Source organism: Aeromicrobium sp. UBA7512, assembly GCF_002476985.1.
Lineage (GTDB): Bacteria > Actinomycetota > Actinomycetes > Propionibacteriales > Nocardioidaceae > Aeromicrobium > Aeromicrobium phoceense.
Genome location: NZ_DLNK01000007.1, coordinates 355,518 through 374,844, shown reverse-complemented (window position 1 = coordinate 374,844; position 19,327 = coordinate 355,518). Strand labels below are relative to the sequence as shown.

The following is a 19,327-nucleotide window of genomic DNA, read 5'->3' as shown; positions in this document are numbered from 1 at the left end:
CCTCGCGAAAACCGATGTCCCATTTTCATGTCCCCCGACGTTGGATGGCTGACGCTGCATCGTGGCACACGAGTGCGCCGGTCGTCACTGCGAAACGGCATGCAACTGTCCGCGAAGTCCGCGAACTTCGTCCGGATGGTCTTCGAGGACGGGCCGCGTGTAGTCCCGCAGGAGTGCTTGCACGTCCTTCTCGTGGGGGTCGGCACAGGCTACCTCCGCGCGCGCCTGTGCCATCTCGTCACGATGGAGTGCCGCCAGCTCGTCGGATCTGACGCGGACCTCCGACGAGCCGCCGCCCTGGCCGATCGTGTACTCCCTGCCCGAGATCGTGCCGCCAGTCATCTTCACGAGGCGCTTGATGAGGTGCCAGTCGGATGTCCCGTGCTTGAAGCCTCTCGAACGCATGCAGGCAGCGATGTCCTCCTCGATCCGCTCGTAGGCGCTGCTCGTCTGCATGGACTCGAGGGCAACGCCGTAGGCGTCGCCGAGCTCGCCGCCTTCCTCGAGATCGAGGCCCCCCACGGACTGCAACGCCTCCATCTGGCATCCGGGCGCATTGCCATCTCCGAGCAGTGCCTCTTGGTAAGCGACCTGAGCGGAGTCAGGGAGCCGCCGGACGCGATCGCTCTGTGAGTCCTCCGCGGCGAAGATCTCGTTGCTCGACTTCAGGGAGCGGAAGATCTGCGTGACGCCGTATCCTCGCGCGAGCCGATAAGCCCGTTCCGCCTCTGGGGTGGGAGCACCGAAGATTCCTCGGGGAGCGAGAAGAAGTGCAGGGTCCGCCGGGTCGACGCGCCAGTCGAACCCAGCTCGCGCCATGCAGTCGCGGAGGGTGGCATCGCGCTTTGAGACCAAGCGCTCCATCGCGTCAGGTGAATAGCCGATCGCCTCTTCGAGCGTCTGCTCCCCGCGGGAGGGTTCAACCGTGCATGAACCGGTGAGCAGGGCTGAGATCACCATGGCGAGGCACAGCCAGTTGTTGCGCATATGACCCCCGTCGCGAGCAGATGAGGGACACCGTAACGCTCATCGTGCTGGGGGCGCCTCAACGTCTTGGTCTTGCGGGAGTTGTCGCGTGGGCTCCCAGTCGCCGGGTACCGGCTAAGGAATCGCGCTACTCGGCTGTCCGCTTGGCGAGCCGCAAGACCGATATGGGTTCGCAAACGGGCTGGCGCACACCCTGGCTTCTCTCCAACTGCAGCCCGCGGTGGATGCAGAATGATTGCGTGCCTGGTCCCGTTCCGGTAGCTCTCCTTCGCGATGCGTCGCCCGCGATCTTCGCGGAGGCGCTCCACGTTGTGGGACGACCTGATGTGGACGTGTCCACGCTTGGTACCGGTAGCAACCTGCCAGTGCGTTGGCGCTGCCCGGTGTGTTCCCATGAGTGGGACGCGAAGCCGTCGGCCCGATCCAGGGGAACCGGTTGTCCAGCGTGCGCGCGAGCCATCCGCCGGAGATCTCGAGCTCAGGCTCCGCCGGGTATGAGTTTGGCCGACCTCTTTCCCCAGATCGCGTCCGAGTTCGAGGCAAATCTCGACCGGCAGGACATGAGTCCGCGCGACCTTCGTGCGCATTCGAAGCAACGATGCCTATGGCGGTGTGTCAACGGACATCGTTGGGAGGCGACCGTCGCCAACCGGACGACCGGAAGGGGATGTCCGCAGTGTGCGAACGAGCGTCGCGCTGAGCTCCGTCGACGTCCCACGACCGCAACCGGCACCGCCGCCGGTCACGCAACATTTCCCGTGACAGAACTCGTCCAGAACCTCACCAGCCCGGGATTGACGCTTGTCGATCTTCGGCCCAACTCGGTCGACCGTTGCATGTGGAAATGCAGCTCCTGCGAATTCGAGTGGGAAGCGACGGTCGTCAATCGGATCAGCAAGAAGAGCGGATGCCCGGAGTGCGCCCAGCAACGGAGCGCTGAAACGCGCAGTTTGGCCCCTGCACACGCGTCACTGGGTGGGCTCCACCCCGATCTCGCCCGGGAACTCGTGAAGAACATCGCGCGCCCCGACCGGACCGCAGACCAGATCTGGCCTGGGTCCAACGATTTGTGTCAGTGGCGCTGCTCCCGCGGGCATGAGTGGGTGACGACTGTAGCGTCCCGGGTCGCCGGAGCCGGGTGCTCGCGATGTGGGGCGCGGGGGCAGTCCCGGCTTGAGTTCGAGGTCGCAGAGATCTTGAGAATCTCCACCGGTCTGAGAGTGGTGCTCGATCTGCCGGTGCGAGCCGACGGGCGAACTTGGCGAGTCGATTTGAGCCTTCCGGAATTGGACCTTCTCGTTGACCTAGACCCGAAGCACTGGCATTCCAACACCGACCGTGACCGCCGCAAGGTCGATGCCCTCGCTTCCCGCTCCTACGTACGGATCAGGCCCATTTCGCTCCCATCAGTGGGCGGGCGGGTATGCAGGGTGCCTGACGACGACTTTGACGCGGTGACATGGGCGAATGCTCTAGCGCCCGTGCTGCAGGAGATGGGAGGCAACTGGCGAGAACCCACCGTCCAAGAATGCGGGCTGGCCTTAGCGGCCGCTCTCATGCGATGGCGCGAAACCACCCAAGGCCGTCCGTCGTGGTCAGCCATCGATGCGGCCCCGCATCTCAAGATGGAGTTCCTGGCCAACCTCACGCGCCCTGGCATCAGCCCCGACTGGCTGCCGCCGAATGCCCGAGACCGGTGCAGCTGGCGGGCGGCATGTGGACACGAATGGACATCGAGCATCGCAGCGCGCGCTGGCCGTGGCGCAGGTTGCCCGACGTGTGCTCGCGGCCGGACCGCCTCGGCGTCGCGACAGAGATCAATTGCGTCACCAGCGGAATCTCTCCTCGCCACCCACCCGGAGATCGCGTCAGAGTTCGTGCAGTGCATTGTCCAGCCCGATCGAACCCCCGCGACACTTCGTCCTTCGAGCAACCTCATATGCAGGTGGCGATGCTCTGACTGCAGCTTGGAGTTCACGGCACAGCCTGCGTCCCGCGTCCGAGGCAGAGGATGCCCAGCATGCGCACGAACACGTGCAGGCGAACTCAAAAGCAGGGTCTCCCACGAGCTCAGTCTGCAGTCGCTGCATCCCGAGCTGGCCGAGGAGTTCATCGCTGTCCCGGCTCGCTCCGACCGGACCGCCGCCGATATCGCACCCGGTTCGAACTTCGTAGCGATATGGCGCTGCATCGTTTGTGAGCACGAATGGGAGACCGCCGTCGCGTCTCGCGCGTTGGGCGGCCACGGGTGCCCGGCGTGTGCGCGTCAACGCACGGTGGCGGCCCGCATGGCGCCTCGGGTCGGGGAGTCTTTGCAGGACTTATTTCCCGAGCTGTCCAGCGAGCTGATTGAAAACCTGACCCACCCTGGCCGAGGACCAAGCACCCTGCGCCCTGCATCACATGACCGATGTCGATGGCGAGGTTCCTGTGGTCATGAATGGATCAACAACGTCAAGAACCGGACACGACTCGGGAGCGGGTGTCCGATTTGCTACCGAGCGTCACGACGCGGCAAACGACTCTCCCGCGGCACAAGTTGGAACTGATCTCGCGACTGCCCGGTGTCGCCGAGCCAACGTCAGCGCCGGGCGAAACGCGATCTCCAGACTCCGTTCGTCACCACACGGGTGTCGCGCAGCGCATCGACATGATGCACTTCGACATGTCGAGACGACGCAGAACTTTGTACGAACGCAAAGATGTAATGAAAACAGCAGGGTTGATTGTTTTCTCGGCAGTGGCATCCTTCGACTGTGACCGCCCAAGCCGCCCTCAAGGCCGAACTGCGTACCAAGCTCGGCCCGGCAGCCCGCGCTCACGGCTACAAGGGAACGGCGCCCACCTGGCGTAAGTCCTCGGCCGTCGGCGACTGGGCCGTCGTGAATGTCCAGTCGTCCTCCTTCAGCAACGCCGAGCATTTGAGGTGCATCGTGAATCTCGCGTTCGCCCCGGAGCCCTGGTTGCGGTGGGAGGCAGAGCTCTTGGGGCAGGCGATGGGGCGGTCCGTCACCGAGTCACTCGGGATGTACCGACAGCGCCTTCACCCCGAAGGAACCCCAGAGGGCACCGAGGGGTGGTGGGACGTCACCGATCCGCAGTCGGCGAGCCGGGCCGTCAACGACATGCTGGTGCAGTTGGACCGGGCCGGCTGGTCCGAGCTGGACCGCATGTTCAGTCGTGAGGTGCTACTGGCGCGCGTACGCGACGGGGACCTCGGCTGGTTGACGCGCACCCCTGGTGACGTCCTCTTCGCGCGCGCTGAGGCGCTCCTCCTCATGGACGCCGGTCCCTCCGACGCCCTCGCAACCCAACTCGACTGCGCGTTGAGCAACGTCACACCGCTGGGACGGCCAACGGCTGAGAGATTCGACAAGTGGGTCCGAGACGAAGCGGCCCGGGCGCGCCCGGAGAGTCCGACTCCAGGCTGAGTCCTGGGATCCGCCGCCAAGATCACCCATGGCCGGTAATGAGGCAGCCCTAGTCAGGATGGTCCGGCGTCAAACGAGATCCAACCGGACCTCACTGGGAGTCGCCGTGATCCCCAACACCCAGCGCTCACACCAAGGAAACCTCATTCATCCCGGTCCCTGATGCGATCGCGGGCGGCCTGCAAGCGGTGCAGATAGTCGCCCTCGACCAGCGAGGGATGCGCCGACTCCGACGCGGTCTCGAGATTCCAAGCCGCTCGCTGCTCCGCTTGGACGACGAAGAGCTCCTGCGAGTGCTCCATTCAAGCACCCGTCGTAGCCATCCGAACAGGCCGAGCACCTCACACAGTGCTGGCATCGTGGTTCAGCGCACGCCGCCCAAGGAGAAGGTGCATGTCTCCCTCACCTCGTCCGCGTTCCCTAGTAGCGTCGGCCGCGTGCAACCGCTGCCTGAGGCCAACCGGTCAAGCGGCTTCAACGTGCTCCAAAGCGGCTGGGAACCGTCGTCCGACCATGTCCGGACCATCACGGACGGGCCCGGGCTGCTGGTGACGGCGTCCGTCGCGGGAGAGAGCTTCGTTCGATGTCATGCGAGCGATCTGGCTCCGTTGTCGCGGCGCCCGTATCGGTTCCACGTCACGGCGGAGATCGACAGGCCAGTGGAGCCTGTACTCGCGACGCACTCGCTTCGAATGGTGCTGTCTCGGGCCGGTCAAGGAGCCGGCCGCGCCGTGGTGTCACGGTCGTGGCCGGCCGTCAACAGCTCGGGTCGTCAGCACCTTGAACTGGTGGTCGAGCCGTCCGACCTTCGTGGCGACGTGCAGCTGGAACTTCATGTCGGCGGCCGTGGTTCGGTGAAGTGGTCGAACTTGCGGGCGGTGCCTCTCCCGCCCGAGTCGCCGAGGCGGTTTCGCCGGGCGTCCCGCAGGGAACCGAGCGAGTCATGGGGCGCGCGAGTGGAGCGCGCACGCCGCATCGAATCGGGCGACCCCGTGCTTGCCGCTGATCTCCTTCACTCGGTGCTCGAGGATCCAAGGACGACTGCCTTGGTCGCCTATGAAGCGGCCCGCCTGGCTCAGAGGGCGCATGCCCGAGCCGCCGCTTCCGACAAGCGCCTTTGGCGGCGACGGATGATTGCGGCCAGCAAGCGGGCGGCGCAACTGGACGGGCAGCTGCCGTGGGAGACCGTCGTCGCCATGCTGAGAACGCGGGCCGGGAACTTCCGCGACCGGGCTCACCTGTGGCAATTCTTCGAGCCTCGAGTCGAGGAGCTGCGTCACGCTGCGCTCGAGTCTGTGTCTCGTGAACCCTCGGACCGGGTGTTCACCTACTGGGCGCAGGGACTTGATCAGGCCCCGCCGGTCGTCCGTGAGAACTTCGATCGGATGCAGAAAGTGTTCGGCGAGCGACTGGTCATCCTGACCGACGAGAACTCAGAGGAATGGGTGCCCCGACCGAAGTTCGAGGCGTACCGGCCGAATATGGTCCCGCGCGAGCGTTCGGACGTTCTTCGCATGGATCTCTTGCGCACCTATGGGGGGCTTTGGCTCGACTCCACGTGCTTGGTCACTGAGCCGTTCACCGTGCCATCTGGCTTCTTCGCATTCCCGAAGGAAGGCAAGCGCGCCGATGGGACCGCTCGTCTCTCGGTCTGGGCACTCGCCTCGGAGCCGGGCGGGTACCTGGCCTCTCTCTTCGCGGAGGCACTCCACGCCTACTGGTCGTCATACGACGAGGCGCTGGACTACTACTTCATCCATCACATCTTCGAGGTTCTCTGCCTCCTCGACCCTGCCTTCGACAAGGAGTGGCAACGAGCCGCCTCGGTCGGGCGGTCGTGGGGCATCGCGCCACGGGAGCTCTACCGCGTGATGGGCGAGGACTACGACTCCGAGAGAGCCGCTCAGATTCTCGAAGGGTCCCCCGTGCACAAGCTCAACCACAAGGGCGCCGCGCGTCGCGCGAGCGACCGCTCCTTCCTCGCAGCCGTCCTCGACGGCCGCATTTAGGACGGCGGTGGCTCGAAGCCAGCGCCTCCGCATCCGGTGCGCGCGATGGGCGGTCTACGTCGCCCCTGTCTCGTACACCAGCCACTCCTGGTCCTCACATCCTTGGAGGTAGTCCGCGATCGCGCGAGCCGACGGTTGGTCGGTATCGATGGCGAGCAGACTCCGAGATGACCACTCAAGGCCGGCTCCCAGCGCACCGAGCTCGGCGACCACGACGCTCCTGACCGAATCCTGTGGCTCCTCGAAGAACGCACGGAAGACGAACCTCCCGGACGGTCGGACCACGCGGTCCAGCACATACCGCCTTCCCTCTGCCGGAGACGTGGCGACGATGTCACCCATCGCGATGTCGTAGAGGAAGAACGGAACGCAGCACAGTTCGAATCGATCCTCATCCACCCGCCGCGCCCAGAGCTGCTCGAAGCGGCCTTCCTCAGGCAGGAGTGCGCTGATGATGAAGTCCGCTAGGTCCCTCCGCAGCGGATCGGCGTGAGTCGTGATCAGTTCCGGTGTGGTGGTCACGGAAGCGGACCGCATCCACGTCGCGACGATCCCTCGTGTGCGTGCCTCATGTGTCGATCATTGCAGCGGCCGGTGCGCAAGGAGAGCCATACGGGACACAGGTGGAGCCCCAACAGGTCCGGCTGGCCGGTTTCAGGCCGTCGGTTCCGGGTCGAGGAAGACAGCGCTCAGGGGCTCGAACTCCGACTGCCATGAAGCCAGCTGGGCACGGATGGTGACCTCGTCGTCTTCGAGGTAGTCGGGGATTCGATCGAGTCCCGGCACGTCGCCCGCGAGAAACGCGGCTCCTTGGGCTCTCAGCGTCAACTGAGCTCCTTGGGCTGGCCAGAGCCCCAACTCCAGCCCGAAGAGTTGATCCGCGGTGGTGACGACCGAGCTGCCGACCGTCCACGCCGTTCTCTCGGTCTCGCGCAGACTCGCGTTCCATGCCAGGGTCTGCACGCCCCGAAGGATCAGCACGCCGGTGTTGGCTTCTTGCAACTGCAACGCGGTTCTCAGCTCGAACAGCAGGCCGGCAGTTGACCTGAGCGCGTCGAAGCGGATATCGAGGAGTTGGGCCTCTTGGAGAGCATCGTCCTCGGTGAGCGGATCCATCTCCGGCGTGGAGGCGTAGTCGCGCCATCGGGGGTCGGGCAGCAGCAGATCTTCGATCGTGATCATGAAGGCTCAATGTGCCACAGCGGAGCCGACGGTCGAGGCGTTTCACCAGTCGGCGGACTGACGGCCTGACAGGGGGTCCTCAGGGGGCATCCGCCGCGAAGATCACCCGCGAATAAGCACTGAGTGGTACGGAAGAGCTCGTCCTGCAGCACCCGTGGGCGGCTCAGACATCGGCCACATGCCGGCGCCTGTGAGTGGGAACTCCGACGCCTCCCGCCGAGGCGTGAGTTCCCCGGACCCGGCCCGGCTCGAACGGGCTGCCACCCTCACCATGCGGCGGGCAGGACGCACCCTTACCGGGTAGATGCGCCTTGGGCGGGATCGCTGAGATCTTAATCGAATGAAGCGGGTTCAGGGCCCGACCGTCGGATCTGGCGTCCCTCGTCTGCTATCTCGATACGACTGCTCTTACCCGACCCGTCACACCGGCGCGGACGGAGCGCTGCGATACATCCGGAGTCAACACCTGACAACGCGCGGCGCAGCACATCCAAGCATCCTCTCGTTTGAGAGGACTCCGATGCCGTCGTCACCTCCCGCTCCGGCGAGTCGTCAGGCGTCCCATACATCCACCCACACGCGGTCAGGCGAATCGGGATCGTCCGATGGCGACAGGACACGCAGCGTCGATGACGCCGTCAAGCCCGTCATCACGATCCCCTCGTCAGCGTCACCCAACTCGAGCCGACCTGTCGGCGTCGGTAGTGAGCCCTCGAACACGACCGTGCGATCTGGGTCGATCGGTGGCGCTCCCGGCCAGTGGCGAACTATCACCGACGCCTCCGCCCAGACGAAGTCACCGTCGGACGCCTCGACGTCCTGTGCGTGCCTGACCAGTACGACGACACCCTTGCCGTTCGACGAGGCGCGAGACTTGGGCACGACCTCAGGAATCTCTCCACCCAGACTCGGATCGGAAAGGATTGCGATGCCCCAATGCCAGGGACGGGTCACCGTGACGGTGGTCAGAGCCTGCATGTCCGAACCCTAGGGGAGGTGCTCGGTCGAATCGTCCAGCCTGCGACGTGCGTCAGCGCAAGCCATTGGCAGGTAACCGGCTCGCAGGACCCCACGGGAATTTTCAAGAGCCACGATCAGAGATCGTGGCTCTTCGGACCTGGGCCGACTCGAACGGGCAACCAACCGTGTACTCAGTGACGCGTCCTACCGGCCCGGACGCGTTGGGCAGGCTCGCAGCCATGTTAGCGACGTCCAGACCGCTCGCGTCATGACGCCGCGATCGGGACGCGCGGTCTTGCGGATGTACGGGGTCACAGATCGTGGTTGCCTGCTCCGAGTGCGAGATCAGACCAGAAAGGCACATGCGTCCGGTGTGACGGCTGAAGCGGCGGAACGCTGAACTCGTGGGCGACGTAGTCGAGGATGTTGTCGCCATAGAAGACGACGTCAGTCTGATACACCGAGAAGACCGGACCGGGACAGAACTGCGGGTCCGAAGCCAGGTATCGGTGCGAAAAGAGCGGGACGAGTCTTGGAACACGGACGAGGTGTGAGCGAGCCCGGCGCTCCCGTTCGTCCCGACCATCGGGTGCATCACCCCAGGAGACTGGCCAGAAGCCGCTGTTGTGCACGTCGAACAGTGCGCCCTCAACTGGCCAGTCCAGCAACGCCCGCAGGTCCTCATCTGAGCCGTTCCGCCAGTCGGGCCACGACCCTCCGACCGGCACCGCGGACTGGATGAACTCACGGTGCTCGGGACCAAAGACGAAGTTGAACCGATCTTGGACTCGCGAAACCTCCTGATCGGAGAGGCCCTGATCAATCCGAACTCCAGCGGCGCGGAGGCGCTCGATCGAGCGAGCCACGAGGTCGATCATGCGGCAATCATGTCTCAGGAGGCTTCCACGTGCGCCAGCCGGATGTGCGGTCGCCGTCCGTCCCGAAGAGCGGGACAACGTCGTGGGGCACCCGGCGGCGAACCGACGGATTCGATCCTTCGTGCCCGAGGCCCGCTCCAGGTGTGGCGGTACGTCACTTCTCCGCGAAAGTCGCACAAGGTCGGGTATCCGCGTGATCTGTGCAGAGTTCGCGGCGTGCTTGTGTGCGATCTTTACTGCACCTCGACAGCGCGGAGAACCACCGACCCGCTGCCGCGCGAACGCTTGCGACCGCCCGGACCGGGTACGTCCCGGGCATGACTGACACGAACATCGATCTCGAAGCCGTCCAGACCGTCGTCGACCGCGTCACCTCCTGGCAGGACGGCGCCACCGAGGGCACGGTCGAGGAGGAACTGCAGAAAGGCTTCTCCGAGGTGGGCATCGACGTTTCCGACGATCACGTGACAGCCCTCGCGGAGGCGATCCAGAGTCGGCACGGCGCGGTCGACGCCGCCGAGGTGCTCGGCCGCTGAGCCAAGGGAGCGCGAGCTCCCCCCAAAAAATGGAAATGTTGTGCCGCTTTGGCCCATATACGGGCCAAAGCGGCACAACATCCGACCGCGTAGGTCTCCTCGCGGTGTGGGTCAGCCGGTCTTGCCGGCGATGAAGTTCACCGCTCCGACACGCGGCGTCGAGCGCGCCGTGAAGTAGGAGCGGTGGATCGCCAGGCCCGCCGCGTTGTTCAGTGCGGTGAGGTTCTGGCCCCCGCGCTTGGTCGAGCCCTGGCAGGCCGGGTCGCCCGAGAAGCAGTACGACCGCAGCCGGCCCTCGAAGGCCTTGAGGTCACCGGTGGCCCGCGTGCCGAGCATGCCGAACTTCTTGAGTCCCTTGGTCGCGACGAACGGCTCGGTGGGGTTGTACATCGGGTCGCCGTAGAACACCACGGCGGCGATCTTGCCGCGCGCGGTGGCGTTGGGCCGCACGCCGCTGCTGGCCGACAGGGCGTCGCCGATCACGTGGGCGCCCTGGGAGAACCCGATGAGCACCGTCTTCGAGTTGGGGCACTTGGTGGCGAGGTAGTTGAGCGACTTCTGCAGGTTCACCACGCCGCCGTGCCGACTGTTGTTGTAGGCCAGCCCCGCCATCCCGATGGCCGCGTTGTACTTGAGGCCCGCGATGTAGACGGTCTTCTTGCTGACGGTCTGCAGATCGCCGGCGACGGGGCCCGGGCGGCCCATGCCCGTCTTGTAGGCGTAGAGCGCGGTGCTGGTGGTTGCGGTGTTCGTCGTTCCGGCGGCCTCGTCGCTGCCGCGGACCACGACGGTGATGACGTTCGAGCACAGGCTCGAGGAGGCGGCCGCCTGGCTCGGGGGAGCCGCGAGCACCGTGACGCCGAGGATCGCCGCGGCGCCGGTGAGGGCTCCGTTGCGCAGGATCGTGAGTGGGGTCATGAAGGGTCCTTCCGCTGTGGGCCCGCTCCGTCGAGGACCCGGTGGACTCACCTTCGGGCCGGCCGGCCGCCGCCGACACCCCCGCAATCGGGGGCTGACCCGTCCGCAGCTCGGGCACGATCATCCCGCCGGGGCCACTCGAGGGGCGCGTTCGCACGGCGGCAGGTCATGATGGTCGCGATGACCGGATCGGGGACGGCGCGCGAGGGCACGGTCGCCGAGGTGTTCTGGGTGTTCCTGCGCCTGGGGCTGACCTCGTTCGGCGGACCGGTCGCACACCTGGCGTACTTCCGTGAGGCCTTCGTCGAGCGCCGCCGCTGGATGACCGATGCGGCGTACGCGGACCTCGTCGCCCTGTGCCAGTTCCTGCCGGGACCCGGTTCGAGCCAGGTCGGCATGGTGATCGGCCTGCGTCGCGCCGGGGTGGGCGGTCTGCTGGCGGCCTGGTTCGCGTTCACGATGCCGTCCGCGGTCCTCCTGGTGGCATTCGCGTATGGGGTCGCCGCGTCCGGTGACGTCTCCGGAGCGGGCTGGCTCCACGGGGTGAAGGCGGCGGCGGTCGCGGTCGTTGCGCAGGCCGTGATCCAGATGGCGCGCACGCTGACGCCCGACCTCAAGCGGATCGTCATCGCCGCCCTTGGCGCGGCAGTCCTGCTGGTTGTGGCGAGCCCCGTGGCGCAGGTGGGCGTCATCGTGCTGGGCGGGCTGATCGGCTGGCTCTGGTTGCGAGCGGAGCGCCCCGAGACCGTGCGCGACCTCGCCCGGGTCTCGCACCGCAGCGGCATCGCCGCGCTGACGGTGTTCACGGTCCTGCTCGTGGCGCTGCCGATCCTGGTCGCGGTCACGGACGATCCCGGCCTGCGGCTGGCCGACATCTTCTACCGCACGGGCGCGCTGGTGTTCGGCGGCGGCCACGTCGTCCTGCCGCTGCTGGAGTCGCAGACCGTGCAGGCCGGTCTGCTGGACGCCGACACCTTCCTCGCCGGGTACGGCGCGGCGCAGGCGGTGCCCGGGCCGCTGTTCACGTTCTCGGCCTACCTCGGCGCCAGCATGGAGTCCGGACCGAGTGGGGTGCTGGGTGCGTCGATCGCCCTCGTGGCGGTGTTCCTCCCGGCGGGCCTGCTGGTGGTGGGTGTGCTGCCGTTCTGGGACCGGCTGCGCCAGGCGCCCTCGGCCCGCCGCGTGGTGATGGGTGTCAACGCGGCCGTCGTCGGCATCCTCGCCGCGGCCCTCTACGACCCCGTGATCACGCAGGGCATCATCTCGCCCGGGACGCTGGCGATCGCCGTGGCCGTGTTCGTCTCGCAGTGGTGGAGCCGGGTTCCCGTCTGGGTGGCGGTCATCGCCGCCGCCGCCGGCGGCCAGCTCTTCCTCTGAGCGACCTACGGCAGGATCCCGATGCCCCGCAGGCGCCGCTCCATCAGCGGTGCGAGCGAGCGCGTGTAGGTGGCCGTGAGGTGCTGGTGGTCACGGAACATGATCTGGCCCCGCGGCGTGACGACGCGGCACCGGCGCTTCGGGCAGTACGTCTCCTTCATGGAGATCCGGAACGCCGACCGCGCGCCGTACTTCTTCCGGGCGAGCTTCACCGACGGCACGGTCCAGTCGAACCACATGACGTCGCCGACGTCGGCCGAGCACTTCCGCCAGTTCCGCGGGGCGGAGTTGCGGCGCAGGCACTGCGTCGGAGAAGGGCCTGACAGCACGAAGTTGGGGGAGTCCGAGATCGCGACCACGGGGATCCGCCGGTTGAGGGCGACGCGCCACGACCGGAGGGTGTCGGGCCCGCGCTGGGCCCGCGTGCCGGGCATCGTCGAGGCGCGGTGGCTCGTCACGATCGCGCGCACGCCCTTCTGGCGGCGGATGTAGCGGGTGACGTTCGCCCGCCACGTCTGGCAGTCCTCGCGGACCCACGCCGTGAGGTTCTTGATCGGCCGCGACGACCACCCGCAGCGCGAACGGAGGATGAGAGTGACGCGGATCTTCCCCGTGTCGGCCAGGCGCCGGAACGCGGGGGACAGCGCCCGCATGTGCGAGTCGCCGATCACCAGCAGGCGCGGGCCCTTGCGGCCGTAGTGGCAGGTGAGCGCCTTCGTGACGCCGGACTCCGAGCCCGAGAAGCACGCGCGGGTTCCCGGAGCGACGTCGCGCTCGGCGGCCCCGATGCTCGACAGCCGAGGGGTGTCCAGGGCGGCCGCAGGGAGGGCGCCCAGGACCAGCGCCGCGAGGCCGAGGACGACGACGATCCGAGCGCGCATGGCACCTCCCCGGTCTCAGGGTGCCATGCCGGGGCGCGGGCCGTGGCGCGACGTGCACACCATCGGCGCCGGCAGCGGCTGCAGTGCCGCGCACCGGGCGACAGCGGTCGCCACGCGCTTCGAGCGGGACGCCTCGGAGCTCGGGAACACGACTCCCGTGTCGCGCAGGCGTCTCTCCACCAACGGCGCGAGCGAGCGGCTGTAGGTCGCCGTGAGGTGCTGGTGGTCGCGGTACATGATCTGGCCCGACGGAGTCACGACGCGGCACCGGCGCTTCGGGCAGTGGACATCGCGCAGGTCGATCCGGAACGCGGCGGTCGGGCCGTACGCCCGCCGCGCCAGCACCACCGCGGGGACGGTCCAGTCGAACTTCATCACCTTGCGGACGCTCGCCGAGCAGTTGCCCCACTGCGACGGCGCCCGGTTCTCCCGCAGGCACTGGGTCGGCATGGGGTCCTTGAACGGCCAGTTGGCGGCGCCGGACAGGGCGATCACGGGAATCCGCCGTTCGAGGGCGACGCGCCACGCCTTCACGGTGTCAGGTCCTCGCTGGGAGGTGCGGCCGGCCATCGTCGAGGCGCGGTGGTGGGTGACGATGGCGCGGGGCTCACGGATGTACTTCGCCACGTTGCGGCGCCACGTCTGGCAGTCGTCGCGGATCCACCGCGTGTCGTTCTCGATGACCCGCGACGACCGCCCGCAGCGGGAGCGGATGATCAGCGTGACGCGCATCTTGCCCTCCTCGGCCAGCCGTCGCAGCGCGGGGGACACGGCGCGCAGGTGGGAGTCCCCGATGGCCAGGACGCGAGGGCCCTGGTGCCCGTACTCGCACGTCAGCACCTGTGTCTCGCCGGGATGGTGGCCCGGGAAGCAGGCCTCGGTCCCGGGAGCCAGGTCGAGCTCGGCGACCGGGATGCTCGACAGCGTGGAATCGGCGGCGGCCGGCGCTGTCGCGGTCGTCAGGGCAGAGGCCACCAGGGCGAGCAGCGTCACGGTCGCCAGCGCGAGCCGGCGTGCGCGTCGTCCTCCGGGCATGGGCACCCCCCGGTACCGGTACAGCCGTGCATCCTCCTTCTCCTCAGGGTGCCACGAAGGCGCGCAGGTTTCAGGCCCGCGTCTGAGGCCCCGCGAGCGCCAGACCAGCCGCGCGGCCGGAGAAGATGCAGCCGCCGAGGAAGGTGCCCTCGAGCGCGTTGTAGCCGTGCACGCCGCCACCCCCGAAGCCAGCCACCTCGCCCGCGGCGTACAGGCCGGGGACCGGTGCGCCGTCGGCGTCGAGCACCTGCGAGTCGAGGTTCGTCTGCAGGCCGCCGAGCGTCTTGCGCGACAGCACGTTGAGCCGCACGGCGATGAGCGGGCCGTGCGTGGGATCGAGGATCCGGTGCGGCTTCGCGACCCGCACGATCTTGTCCATCCGCGAGCGGCGCGCGTTGTGGATCGCCATCACCTGCACGTCCTTCGTGAACGCGTTGTCGAACTCGCGGTCGCGGGCGACGATCTGGCGCTCCAGGATCGTCGCGTCCAGCTGGGGCCCGCGCGCGATCTCGTTCATGCCCGTCACCAGGTCGTCGAGGGACGAGGCCACCACGAAGTCGACGCCGTGCTCCTTGAACCGCTCCACGGGCCCGGGCGCCCCCTTCGCGAGCCGGGCCTTGAGCAGGACGCGGATGTCGCGGCCGGTGATGTCGGGATTCTGCTCCGAGCCCGAGAGGGCGAACTCCTTCTCGATGATCGACTGCGTGAGCACGAACCACGAGTAGTCGTGACCGGTGGCCAGGATCTGCTTCATCGCGCCGTTGGTGTCGGCGCCCGGGACACCCGACATGCCGGTCAGCCGGCGGCCGTTCGCGTCGAACCACATCGACGACGGGCCGGGCAGGATGCGTATGCCGTGGTCGGGCCAGATCGGGTCCCAGTTGGTGATGCCCTCGGTGTAGGCCCACAGCCGGTCGCGGTTCACGATGCGGCCGCCCGCGCGCTCGGAGATCTCGAGCATGCGGCCGTCGACGTGGGCCGGGACGCCGGAGATGAGGTGCTCGGGGGCCGGACCGATCCGCTCGGTGGGCCAGTTCGCACGCATGAGTGCGTGGTTGTGGCCGATGCCGCCGGAGGTGACGACCACGGCGGCGGCGCGGTGCTCGAACTCGCCCACCACCTCGCGCGACGACTTCACGCCACGGTCGGACTCGTCGGGCTCCAGCACCGACCCGCGGACGCCGACGACCGCGCCGTCCTCGGTCAGCAGCTCATCCACCTGGTGGCGGAACGCGAACTGCACCAGTCCTCCGGTCTCGGCCTTCAGCACCGGGTCGGCGAACGTCTCGACGAGGCGCGGGCCCGTGCCCCACGTGATGTGGAAGCGCGGCACCGAGTTGCCGTGCCCGTTGGCCGCGCCGTCGCCGCGTTCGGCCCAACCGACCATCGGCATGACGCGGTGGCCCAGCGCCCGCAGGTAGTCGCGCTTGCCGCCGGCCGCCCACGCCACGTAGGCCTCGGCCCAGCGCCGGCCCCAGACGTCCTCGTCGTCCAGGCGGTCGAACCCTGCGGAGCCGAGCCAGTCCTGCGTGGCCAGCTCGGGGGAGTCCTTGATGCCGGTGCGTCGCTGCTCGGGGCTGTCGACGAAGAACAGGCCGCCGAGCGACCAGAACGCCTGGCCGCCGAGGTTCTTGCGGTTCTCCTGGTCGAGCACCAGCACGCGCTTGCCGGCCTGGGAGAGCTCGTGGGTGGCGACGAGGCCGGCGAGCCCGGCGCCGACGACGATGACATCGGGGGTGAAGGACATGCCGCCACGGTGACGCACGCGGGGTGCCGGCACCAGTACGTTTGTGCCTCAGTGACAAGAAGTGTTGTCAGTGAGGACGAGGACGAGCCGTGCCCGAGACCGTCGACCGACGCCGCGCGATCAGCGCCCGCCTCACCGAGGGCGAGTCGGCGCTCGTCGAGACCTTCCTGACGTCGCTCGCGCGCGAGATCCCCGCCTACGCCACCTTGGACGAGCGCCAGCTCCAGGAGGTTCGCTCGATCATCGTGTGGACGCTGCACCGGGTGCTCGACCTGTGGGCGCAGGACGGAGCCCTCACCGACGAGGACATCCGGCTCTTCCGCGGCGTCGGGGCCGTCCGTGCCCGCGACGGCCGCCCGCTCTCGGCGGTGCTGCGCGCCTACCGGGTGCCAGCGACGACCTTCCTCGACGAGGTCGCCGGCCGCTTTCGCGAGGACGTCTCGGTGGACGACGTCACCTCGCTCGTGCGGGTCTGGTTCGCCGCCCTGGACGAGCTGTCCGACGCGATCTACGACGGCTACGAGTCCACGGGGCGCGTCCTCGGGTCCGACCGCGAGAGCTCGCTGCGCCAGCTGCTGACCGACCTGCTGCTCGGGCGCCAGAGCCATGCCGGAACGCTCGCGGCGCGACTGCGCGAGCTCGAGGCCGAGCTGCCCACCTCCTTCGACCTCGTCGTCATCGGCGCGTGCCCCGACCCCGTCCAGGCGGCCGCGGCCGTCGCGGGGGTCCGCGAGTCGGACGAGGGACCGCTCATCACCTCGATCCACACCGTGATGGACGGGGTCGGCGTGGTGCTGCTCGCGCACGCCGATCCGGCCGCGCTGGCCGAGCAGCTGACCGGCCTCGGTCTGAGGGCCGCCCACCACGCCGGGGTCACGCCGCGCACCGCTCCGCGGGCCCACCGGCTGGCGCTGCACGCGGTCGGCCACGCGCCCGGCTTCGCCTGGACCGGCCCGCTGCTGGGCGCCGGCGACCTCGAGGTGGTCGCGCTGGCGTCCGGCCACCCCGACGCCGATCCCGTGCGCGCCGCCCGGGTGGTCCTGGGGCGCCTCAGCGAGGACGCCGAGGCGCTGCGCACGCTCGACGCCGTGCTGCAGGCCGGTGGCGCCGCCCCCGCCGCGGCGCACCTGCACGTGCACCCTCAGACGGTCCGCTACCGGCTGGGCCGGATCGCCGCCGTGACCGGACGCGACCCCCGTGACCCCTGGAACCGCTACGTCTTCCAGACCGCGTTGATGGCATCGGGACTCGTGTCGCAGGAGGATGGGTGAAGGTCGACCCCAAGAGGCAGATCTCCACGTACACCGCACCACGTGGTGCATTCGAGATCGTCACCGTCCCACCGATGCGCTACCTGATGATCGACGGGCACGGCGATCCGAACGAGCGCGGCCAGTACGAGGACGCCCTCACGACCCTGTATCCCGTCGCCTACAACCTGAAGTTCCTCAGCAAGCGGGAGCTCGACCGCGACTACGTCGTGCCGCCGCTCGAGGCGCTGTGGTGGGCCGACGACATGGCCGCGTTCACCACCGCGCGCGACAAGTCGCGGTGGGACTGGACGGTGCTGAGCCTCGTCCCCGACTGGATCGAGGACGCCCACGTCGACGAGGCGCGCGCCACCGTGGCCGGCAAGGGCGGCGCGCCCCGGCTGGACGTCCTCCGGGTGGAGACGCTCGACGAGGGCCGGTGCGTCCAGACGCTGCACGTAGGTCCGTACGACGCCGAGGGCCCGGTGTTGGAGCGGATGCACGACGAGTTCATCCCCGCCCATGGCCTGCGGCTCATCGGCAGGCACCACGAGATCTACCTCAGCGACCCGCGCCGCGCCGCCCCCGAGAAGCTCCGGACGATTCTGCGCCAGCCGGTCCTCGACCTCTGAGCCGGCGGTTGCGCGGCACCTCCTACGGTGGAGGCGTGACCGTGACCCCCGCTGACGCGAACCTGGCCCGAGACCTCGTCGTGGAGGCTGCGGCGCTGGCCGCCGGCATCCGCGCCACCGGCGATCTCGGCACCCGCGCCAAGACCAACGTGTCCGACGTGGTGACCGAGGCCGACCTCGCCGCCGAGGCCCTCGTGGTGGAGCGCCTCGACCGCGAGCGTCCCGACGACGGGCTGCTGGGCGAGGAGGGCACCTCGCGCGGCGGCACGTCCGGCCGGCGCTGGGTGATCGACCCGGTCGACGGCACCTACAACTTCGCCACCGGGTCCGACTACTGGTGCTCGGCGATCGCGCTGGCCGAGGGCGACGACGTGTTGCTGGGCGCGGTCGCGCACCACGCCTCCGGCACCGTGCTGGTGGGTGGTCCGGGCCTGCACACCACCCGCAACGGCGAGCCGATGGCCCCGATCGCCGACGCGCCGCTCGCCGGGCTCGGCGCCGCGACCTACGCCCATCCCGGCTTCATCGGCAGCGGTGCCGGCTTCGACGCCTGGGTGCGCGCCGCCGCCCTGCCCGCCACGATCCGGATGCTCGGCTCGGGCTCGATGGACCTCGTCGGGGTGGCCACCGGCCGGCTCGGCTGCTGGTTCCAGCACAGCACCCCCGACTGGGACTGGCTGCCCGGCACCGCGCTCGTCGCCGGCCTTGGTGGATCCGCGGAGCGCATCGACGCCCACGGGCTGGTCTGGTCGGTCGCGGGGCCGCGCACCGCGGTGCGCGAGATCGGTGACGCCCTGCGGGGGAGCGTGGCGTGAAGGTCGTCGTCCTGACGGGCGCCGGGATCTCGGCCGAGAGCGGCCTGGCCACGTTCCGCGACGCCGACGGGCTCTGGGAGGGGCACCGACCCGAGGACGTGGCGACGCCGCAGGCGTTCCGGCGCGACCGCCGCCTGGTCCAGCGCTTCTACGACGAGCGCCGCGCGTCGCTCGGCCGCGTGCGCCCGAACGCCGCGCACGTGGCGCTCGCCCGGCTCGAGGAGACGCTCGGCGACGACCTCCTGCTGGTGACGCAGAACGTCGACGACCTCCACGAGCGCGGCGGCTCGCGCCGCGTGCTGCACATGCACGGGGAGCTGCGCCGGGTGCGGTGCCAGCGCTGCGAGGCACGGCACGACTGGGAGGGCACGCTGGCCGACGAGCCGCGCTGCCCGTCGTGCAACCGGCGCCGGGCGCTGCGGCCCGACATCGTCTGGTTCGGCGAGTACCCCCACGGGATGGACGAGATTCACGAGGCGCTGACCGAGGTGGACGTGTTCGCCGCGATCGGCACGTCCGGCGTGGTCTACCCCGCGGCGGGGTTCGTCGACTACGCCCACGCGGCCGGCGCCACCACGGTGGAGCTCAACCTCGTCCCGACCCCGGACGGCGACTTCCACACCACCTACGAGGGCCCGGCCACCGAGGTCGTCCCGCGCTGGGTGGACCACCTGCTCGGGACCTGAGCC

The 19,327-nt window shown here is 68.7% G+C and carries 19 protein-coding genes; 9 read left to right on the top strand and 10 right to left on the bottom strand.

What is annotated here, in order from left to right:
- Nucleotides 1–84 precede the first annotated feature (84 nt).
- Complete coding sequence (locus B2363_RS12685; protein ID WP_286930664.1) at nucleotides 85–987, bottom strand: hypothetical protein; 903 nt, start codon at nucleotides 985–987, stop codon at nucleotides 85–87.
- A 20-nt stretch (nucleotides 988–1,007) separates the two neighbouring features.
- Here B2363_RS12685 and B2363_RS16315 point away from each other — a divergent pair, with 20 nt between their 5' ends.
- Nucleotides 1,008–3,536, top strand: coding sequence for a zinc-ribbon domain-containing protein (locus tag B2363_RS16315; protein WP_376785977.1), 2,529 nt, complete (start codon nucleotides 1,008–1,010; stop codon nucleotides 3,534–3,536).
- A gap of 207 nt (nucleotides 3,537–3,743) precedes the next feature.
- A complete protein-coding gene (locus B2363_RS12680; RefSeq protein WP_286930663.1) occupies nucleotides 3,744–4,418 on the top strand; it encodes a DUF4304 domain-containing protein in 675 nt (224 codons plus the stop codon).
- Between the two features lie 143 nt (nucleotides 4,419–4,561).
- On the opposite strand, the gene B2363_RS12675 is transcribed toward B2363_RS12680, so the two are convergent.
- Entirely contained in the window at nucleotides 4,562–4,720 is a 159-nt protein-coding gene (locus B2363_RS12675; protein WP_286930661.1) for a hypothetical protein, read from the bottom strand.
- A 57-nt stretch (nucleotides 4,721–4,777) separates the two neighbouring features.
- On the opposite strand from B2363_RS12675, the gene B2363_RS12670 reads away from it, so the two are divergent.
- Complete coding sequence (locus tag B2363_RS12670) at nucleotides 4,778–6,427, top strand: capsular polysaccharide synthesis protein (RefSeq protein ID WP_286930659.1); 1,650 nt, start codon at nucleotides 4,778–4,780, stop codon at nucleotides 6,425–6,427.
- Between the two features lie 54 nt (nucleotides 6,428–6,481).
- On the opposite strand, the gene B2363_RS12665 is transcribed toward B2363_RS12670, so the two are convergent.
- The 4 genes from B2363_RS12665 to B2363_RS12650 form a co-directional block, all read right to left on the bottom strand.
- Nucleotides 6,482–6,949: a DUF4265 domain-containing protein gene (locus B2363_RS12665; RefSeq protein ID WP_286930658.1), complete on the bottom strand. Its 468-nt coding sequence runs from the start codon at nucleotides 6,947–6,949 to the stop codon at nucleotides 6,482–6,484.
- A gap of 132 nt (nucleotides 6,950–7,081) precedes the next feature.
- Nucleotides 7,082–7,609 carry a hypothetical protein gene (locus B2363_RS12660; RefSeq protein WP_286930657.1) on the bottom strand — a complete coding sequence of 176 codons (528 nt, stop codon included), beginning with the start codon at nucleotides 7,607–7,609 and terminating at the stop codon, nucleotides 7,082–7,084.
- Between the two features lie 552 nt (nucleotides 7,610–8,161).
- Nucleotides 8,162–8,587 carry a hypothetical protein gene (locus B2363_RS12655; RefSeq protein WP_286930656.1) on the bottom strand — a complete coding sequence of 142 codons (426 nt, stop codon included), beginning with the start codon at nucleotides 8,585–8,587 and terminating at the stop codon, nucleotides 8,162–8,164.
- A 293-nt stretch (nucleotides 8,588–8,880) separates the two neighbouring features.
- The gene (locus B2363_RS12650; RefSeq protein WP_286930655.1) at nucleotides 8,881–9,447 is read right to left on the bottom strand and encodes a hypothetical protein; all 567 of its coding nucleotides are present in this window, start codon (nucleotides 9,445–9,447) and stop codon (nucleotides 8,881–8,883) included.
- A gap of 317 nt (nucleotides 9,448–9,764) precedes the next feature.
- Between B2363_RS12650 and B2363_RS12645 the strand changes: the two genes are divergently transcribed.
- Nucleotides 9,765–9,983: a hypothetical protein gene (locus B2363_RS12645; RefSeq protein ID WP_286930654.1), complete on the top strand. Its 219-nt coding sequence runs from the start codon at nucleotides 9,765–9,767 to the stop codon at nucleotides 9,981–9,983.
- A gap of 111 nt (nucleotides 9,984–10,094) precedes the next feature.
- Here the strand turns inward: B2363_RS12645 and B2363_RS12640 are convergent, their stop codons facing one another.
- Complete coding sequence (locus B2363_RS12640) at nucleotides 10,095–10,901, bottom strand: cutinase family protein (RefSeq protein ID WP_181753629.1); 807 nt, start codon at nucleotides 10,899–10,901, stop codon at nucleotides 10,095–10,097.
- 180 nt (nucleotides 10,902–11,081) lie between these two features.
- On the opposite strand from B2363_RS12640, the gene chrA reads away from it, so the two are divergent.
- Nucleotides 11,082–12,278 (top strand): chromate efflux transporter, encoded by a 1,197-nt coding sequence (gene chrA, locus B2363_RS12635; RefSeq protein WP_286930653.1) that lies wholly within the window; start codon nucleotides 11,082–11,084, stop codon nucleotides 12,276–12,278.
- Nucleotides 12,279–12,283: 5 nt separating this feature from the next.
- On the opposite strand, the gene B2363_RS12630 is transcribed toward chrA, so the two are convergent.
- The 3 genes from B2363_RS12630 to B2363_RS12620 all read right to left on the bottom strand — a co-directional run bounded on the left by B2363_RS12630 (nucleotide 12,284) and on the right by B2363_RS12620 (nucleotide 15,941).
- The gene (locus B2363_RS12630) at nucleotides 12,284–13,159 is read right to left on the bottom strand and encodes an SGNH hydrolase domain-containing protein (protein WP_286930652.1); all 876 of its coding nucleotides are present in this window, start codon (nucleotides 13,157–13,159) and stop codon (nucleotides 12,284–12,286) included.
- Between the two features lie 15 nt (nucleotides 13,160–13,174).
- Complete coding sequence (locus B2363_RS12625; RefSeq protein ID WP_286930651.1) at nucleotides 13,175–14,194, bottom strand: SGNH hydrolase domain-containing protein; 1,020 nt, start codon at nucleotides 14,192–14,194, stop codon at nucleotides 13,175–13,177.
- A 70-nt stretch (nucleotides 14,195–14,264) separates the two neighbouring features.
- On the bottom strand, nucleotides 14,265–15,941 hold the full coding sequence (locus B2363_RS12620) for an FAD-binding dehydrogenase (protein WP_286930649.1): 1,677 nt from the start codon (nucleotides 15,939–15,941) through the stop codon (nucleotides 14,265–14,267).
- An 89-nt stretch (nucleotides 15,942–16,030) separates the two neighbouring features.
- Here B2363_RS12620 and B2363_RS12615 point away from each other — a divergent pair, with 89 nt between their 5' ends.
- From B2363_RS12615 to B2363_RS12600, 4 genes are read left to right on the top strand one after another with little or no spacing between them, the layout of a single operon-like run.
- The gene (locus B2363_RS12615) at nucleotides 16,031–17,212 is read left to right on the top strand and encodes a helix-turn-helix domain-containing protein (protein WP_286930648.1); all 1,182 of its coding nucleotides are present in this window, start codon (nucleotides 16,031–16,033) and stop codon (nucleotides 17,210–17,212) included.
- Nucleotides 17,209–17,823 carry a GyrI-like domain-containing protein gene (locus B2363_RS12610; protein WP_286930647.1) on the top strand — a complete coding sequence of 205 codons (615 nt, stop codon included), beginning with the start codon at nucleotides 17,209–17,211 and terminating at the stop codon, nucleotides 17,821–17,823. The genes B2363_RS12615 and B2363_RS12610 overlap by 4 nt, the downstream gene beginning before the upstream one ends.
- A gap of 35 nt (nucleotides 17,824–17,858) precedes the next feature.
- The gene (locus tag B2363_RS12605) at nucleotides 17,859–18,638 is read left to right on the top strand and encodes an inositol monophosphatase family protein (protein WP_286930645.1); all 780 of its coding nucleotides are present in this window, start codon (nucleotides 17,859–17,861) and stop codon (nucleotides 18,636–18,638) included.
- On the top strand, nucleotides 18,635–19,324 hold the full coding sequence (locus tag B2363_RS12600) for an NAD-dependent deacylase (RefSeq protein WP_286930644.1): 690 nt from the start codon (nucleotides 18,635–18,637) through the stop codon (nucleotides 19,322–19,324). The genes B2363_RS12605 and B2363_RS12600 overlap by 4 nt, the downstream gene beginning before the upstream one ends.
- Nucleotides 19,325–19,327: the final 3 nt, after the last annotated feature.

What these genes read in the sequence shown, in the direction of transcription:
- B2363_RS12685 (WP_286930664.1), bottom strand. Translation starts at nt 987, where the DNA reads ATGCGCAACAACTGGCTGTGCCTCGCCATGGTGATCTCAGCCCTGCTC.
- B2363_RS16315 (WP_376785977.1), top strand. Translation starts at nt 1,008, where the DNA reads ATGAGGGACACCGTAACGCTCATCGTGCTGGGGGCGCCTCAACGTCTT.
- B2363_RS12675 (WP_286930661.1), bottom strand. Translation starts at nt 4,720, where the DNA reads ATGGAGCACTCGCAGGAGCTCTTCGTCGTCCAAGCGGAGCAGCGAGCG.
- B2363_RS12660 (WP_286930657.1), bottom strand. Translation starts at nt 7,609, where the DNA reads ATGATCACGATCGAAGATCTGCTGCTGCCCGACCCCCGATGGCGCGAC.
- B2363_RS12655 (WP_286930656.1), bottom strand. Translation starts at nt 8,587, where the DNA reads ATGCAGGCTCTGACCACCGTCACGGTGACCCGTCCCTGGCATTGGGGC.
- B2363_RS12650 (WP_286930655.1), bottom strand. Translation starts at nt 9,447, where the DNA reads ATGATCGACCTCGTGGCTCGCTCGATCGAGCGCCTCCGCGCCGCTGGA.
- B2363_RS12645 (WP_286930654.1), top strand. Translation starts at nt 9,765, where the DNA reads ATGACTGACACGAACATCGATCTCGAAGCCGTCCAGACCGTCGTCGAC.
- B2363_RS12640 (WP_181753629.1), bottom strand. Translation starts at nt 10,901, where the DNA reads ATGACCCCACTCACGATCCTGCGCAACGGAGCCCTCACCGGCGCCGCG.
- chrA (WP_286930653.1), top strand. Translation starts at nt 11,082, where the DNA reads ATGACCGGATCGGGGACGGCGCGCGAGGGCACGGTCGCCGAGGTGTTC.
- B2363_RS12630 (WP_286930652.1), bottom strand. Translation starts at nt 13,159, where the DNA reads ATGCGCGCTCGGATCGTCGTCGTCCTCGGCCTCGCGGCGCTGGTCCTG.
- B2363_RS12625 (WP_286930651.1), bottom strand. Translation starts at nt 14,194, where the DNA reads ATGCCCGGAGGACGACGCGCACGCCGGCTCGCGCTGGCGACCGTGACG.
- B2363_RS12620 (WP_286930649.1), bottom strand. Translation starts at nt 15,941, where the DNA reads ATGTCCTTCACCCCCGATGTCATCGTCGTCGGCGCCGGGCTCGCCGGC.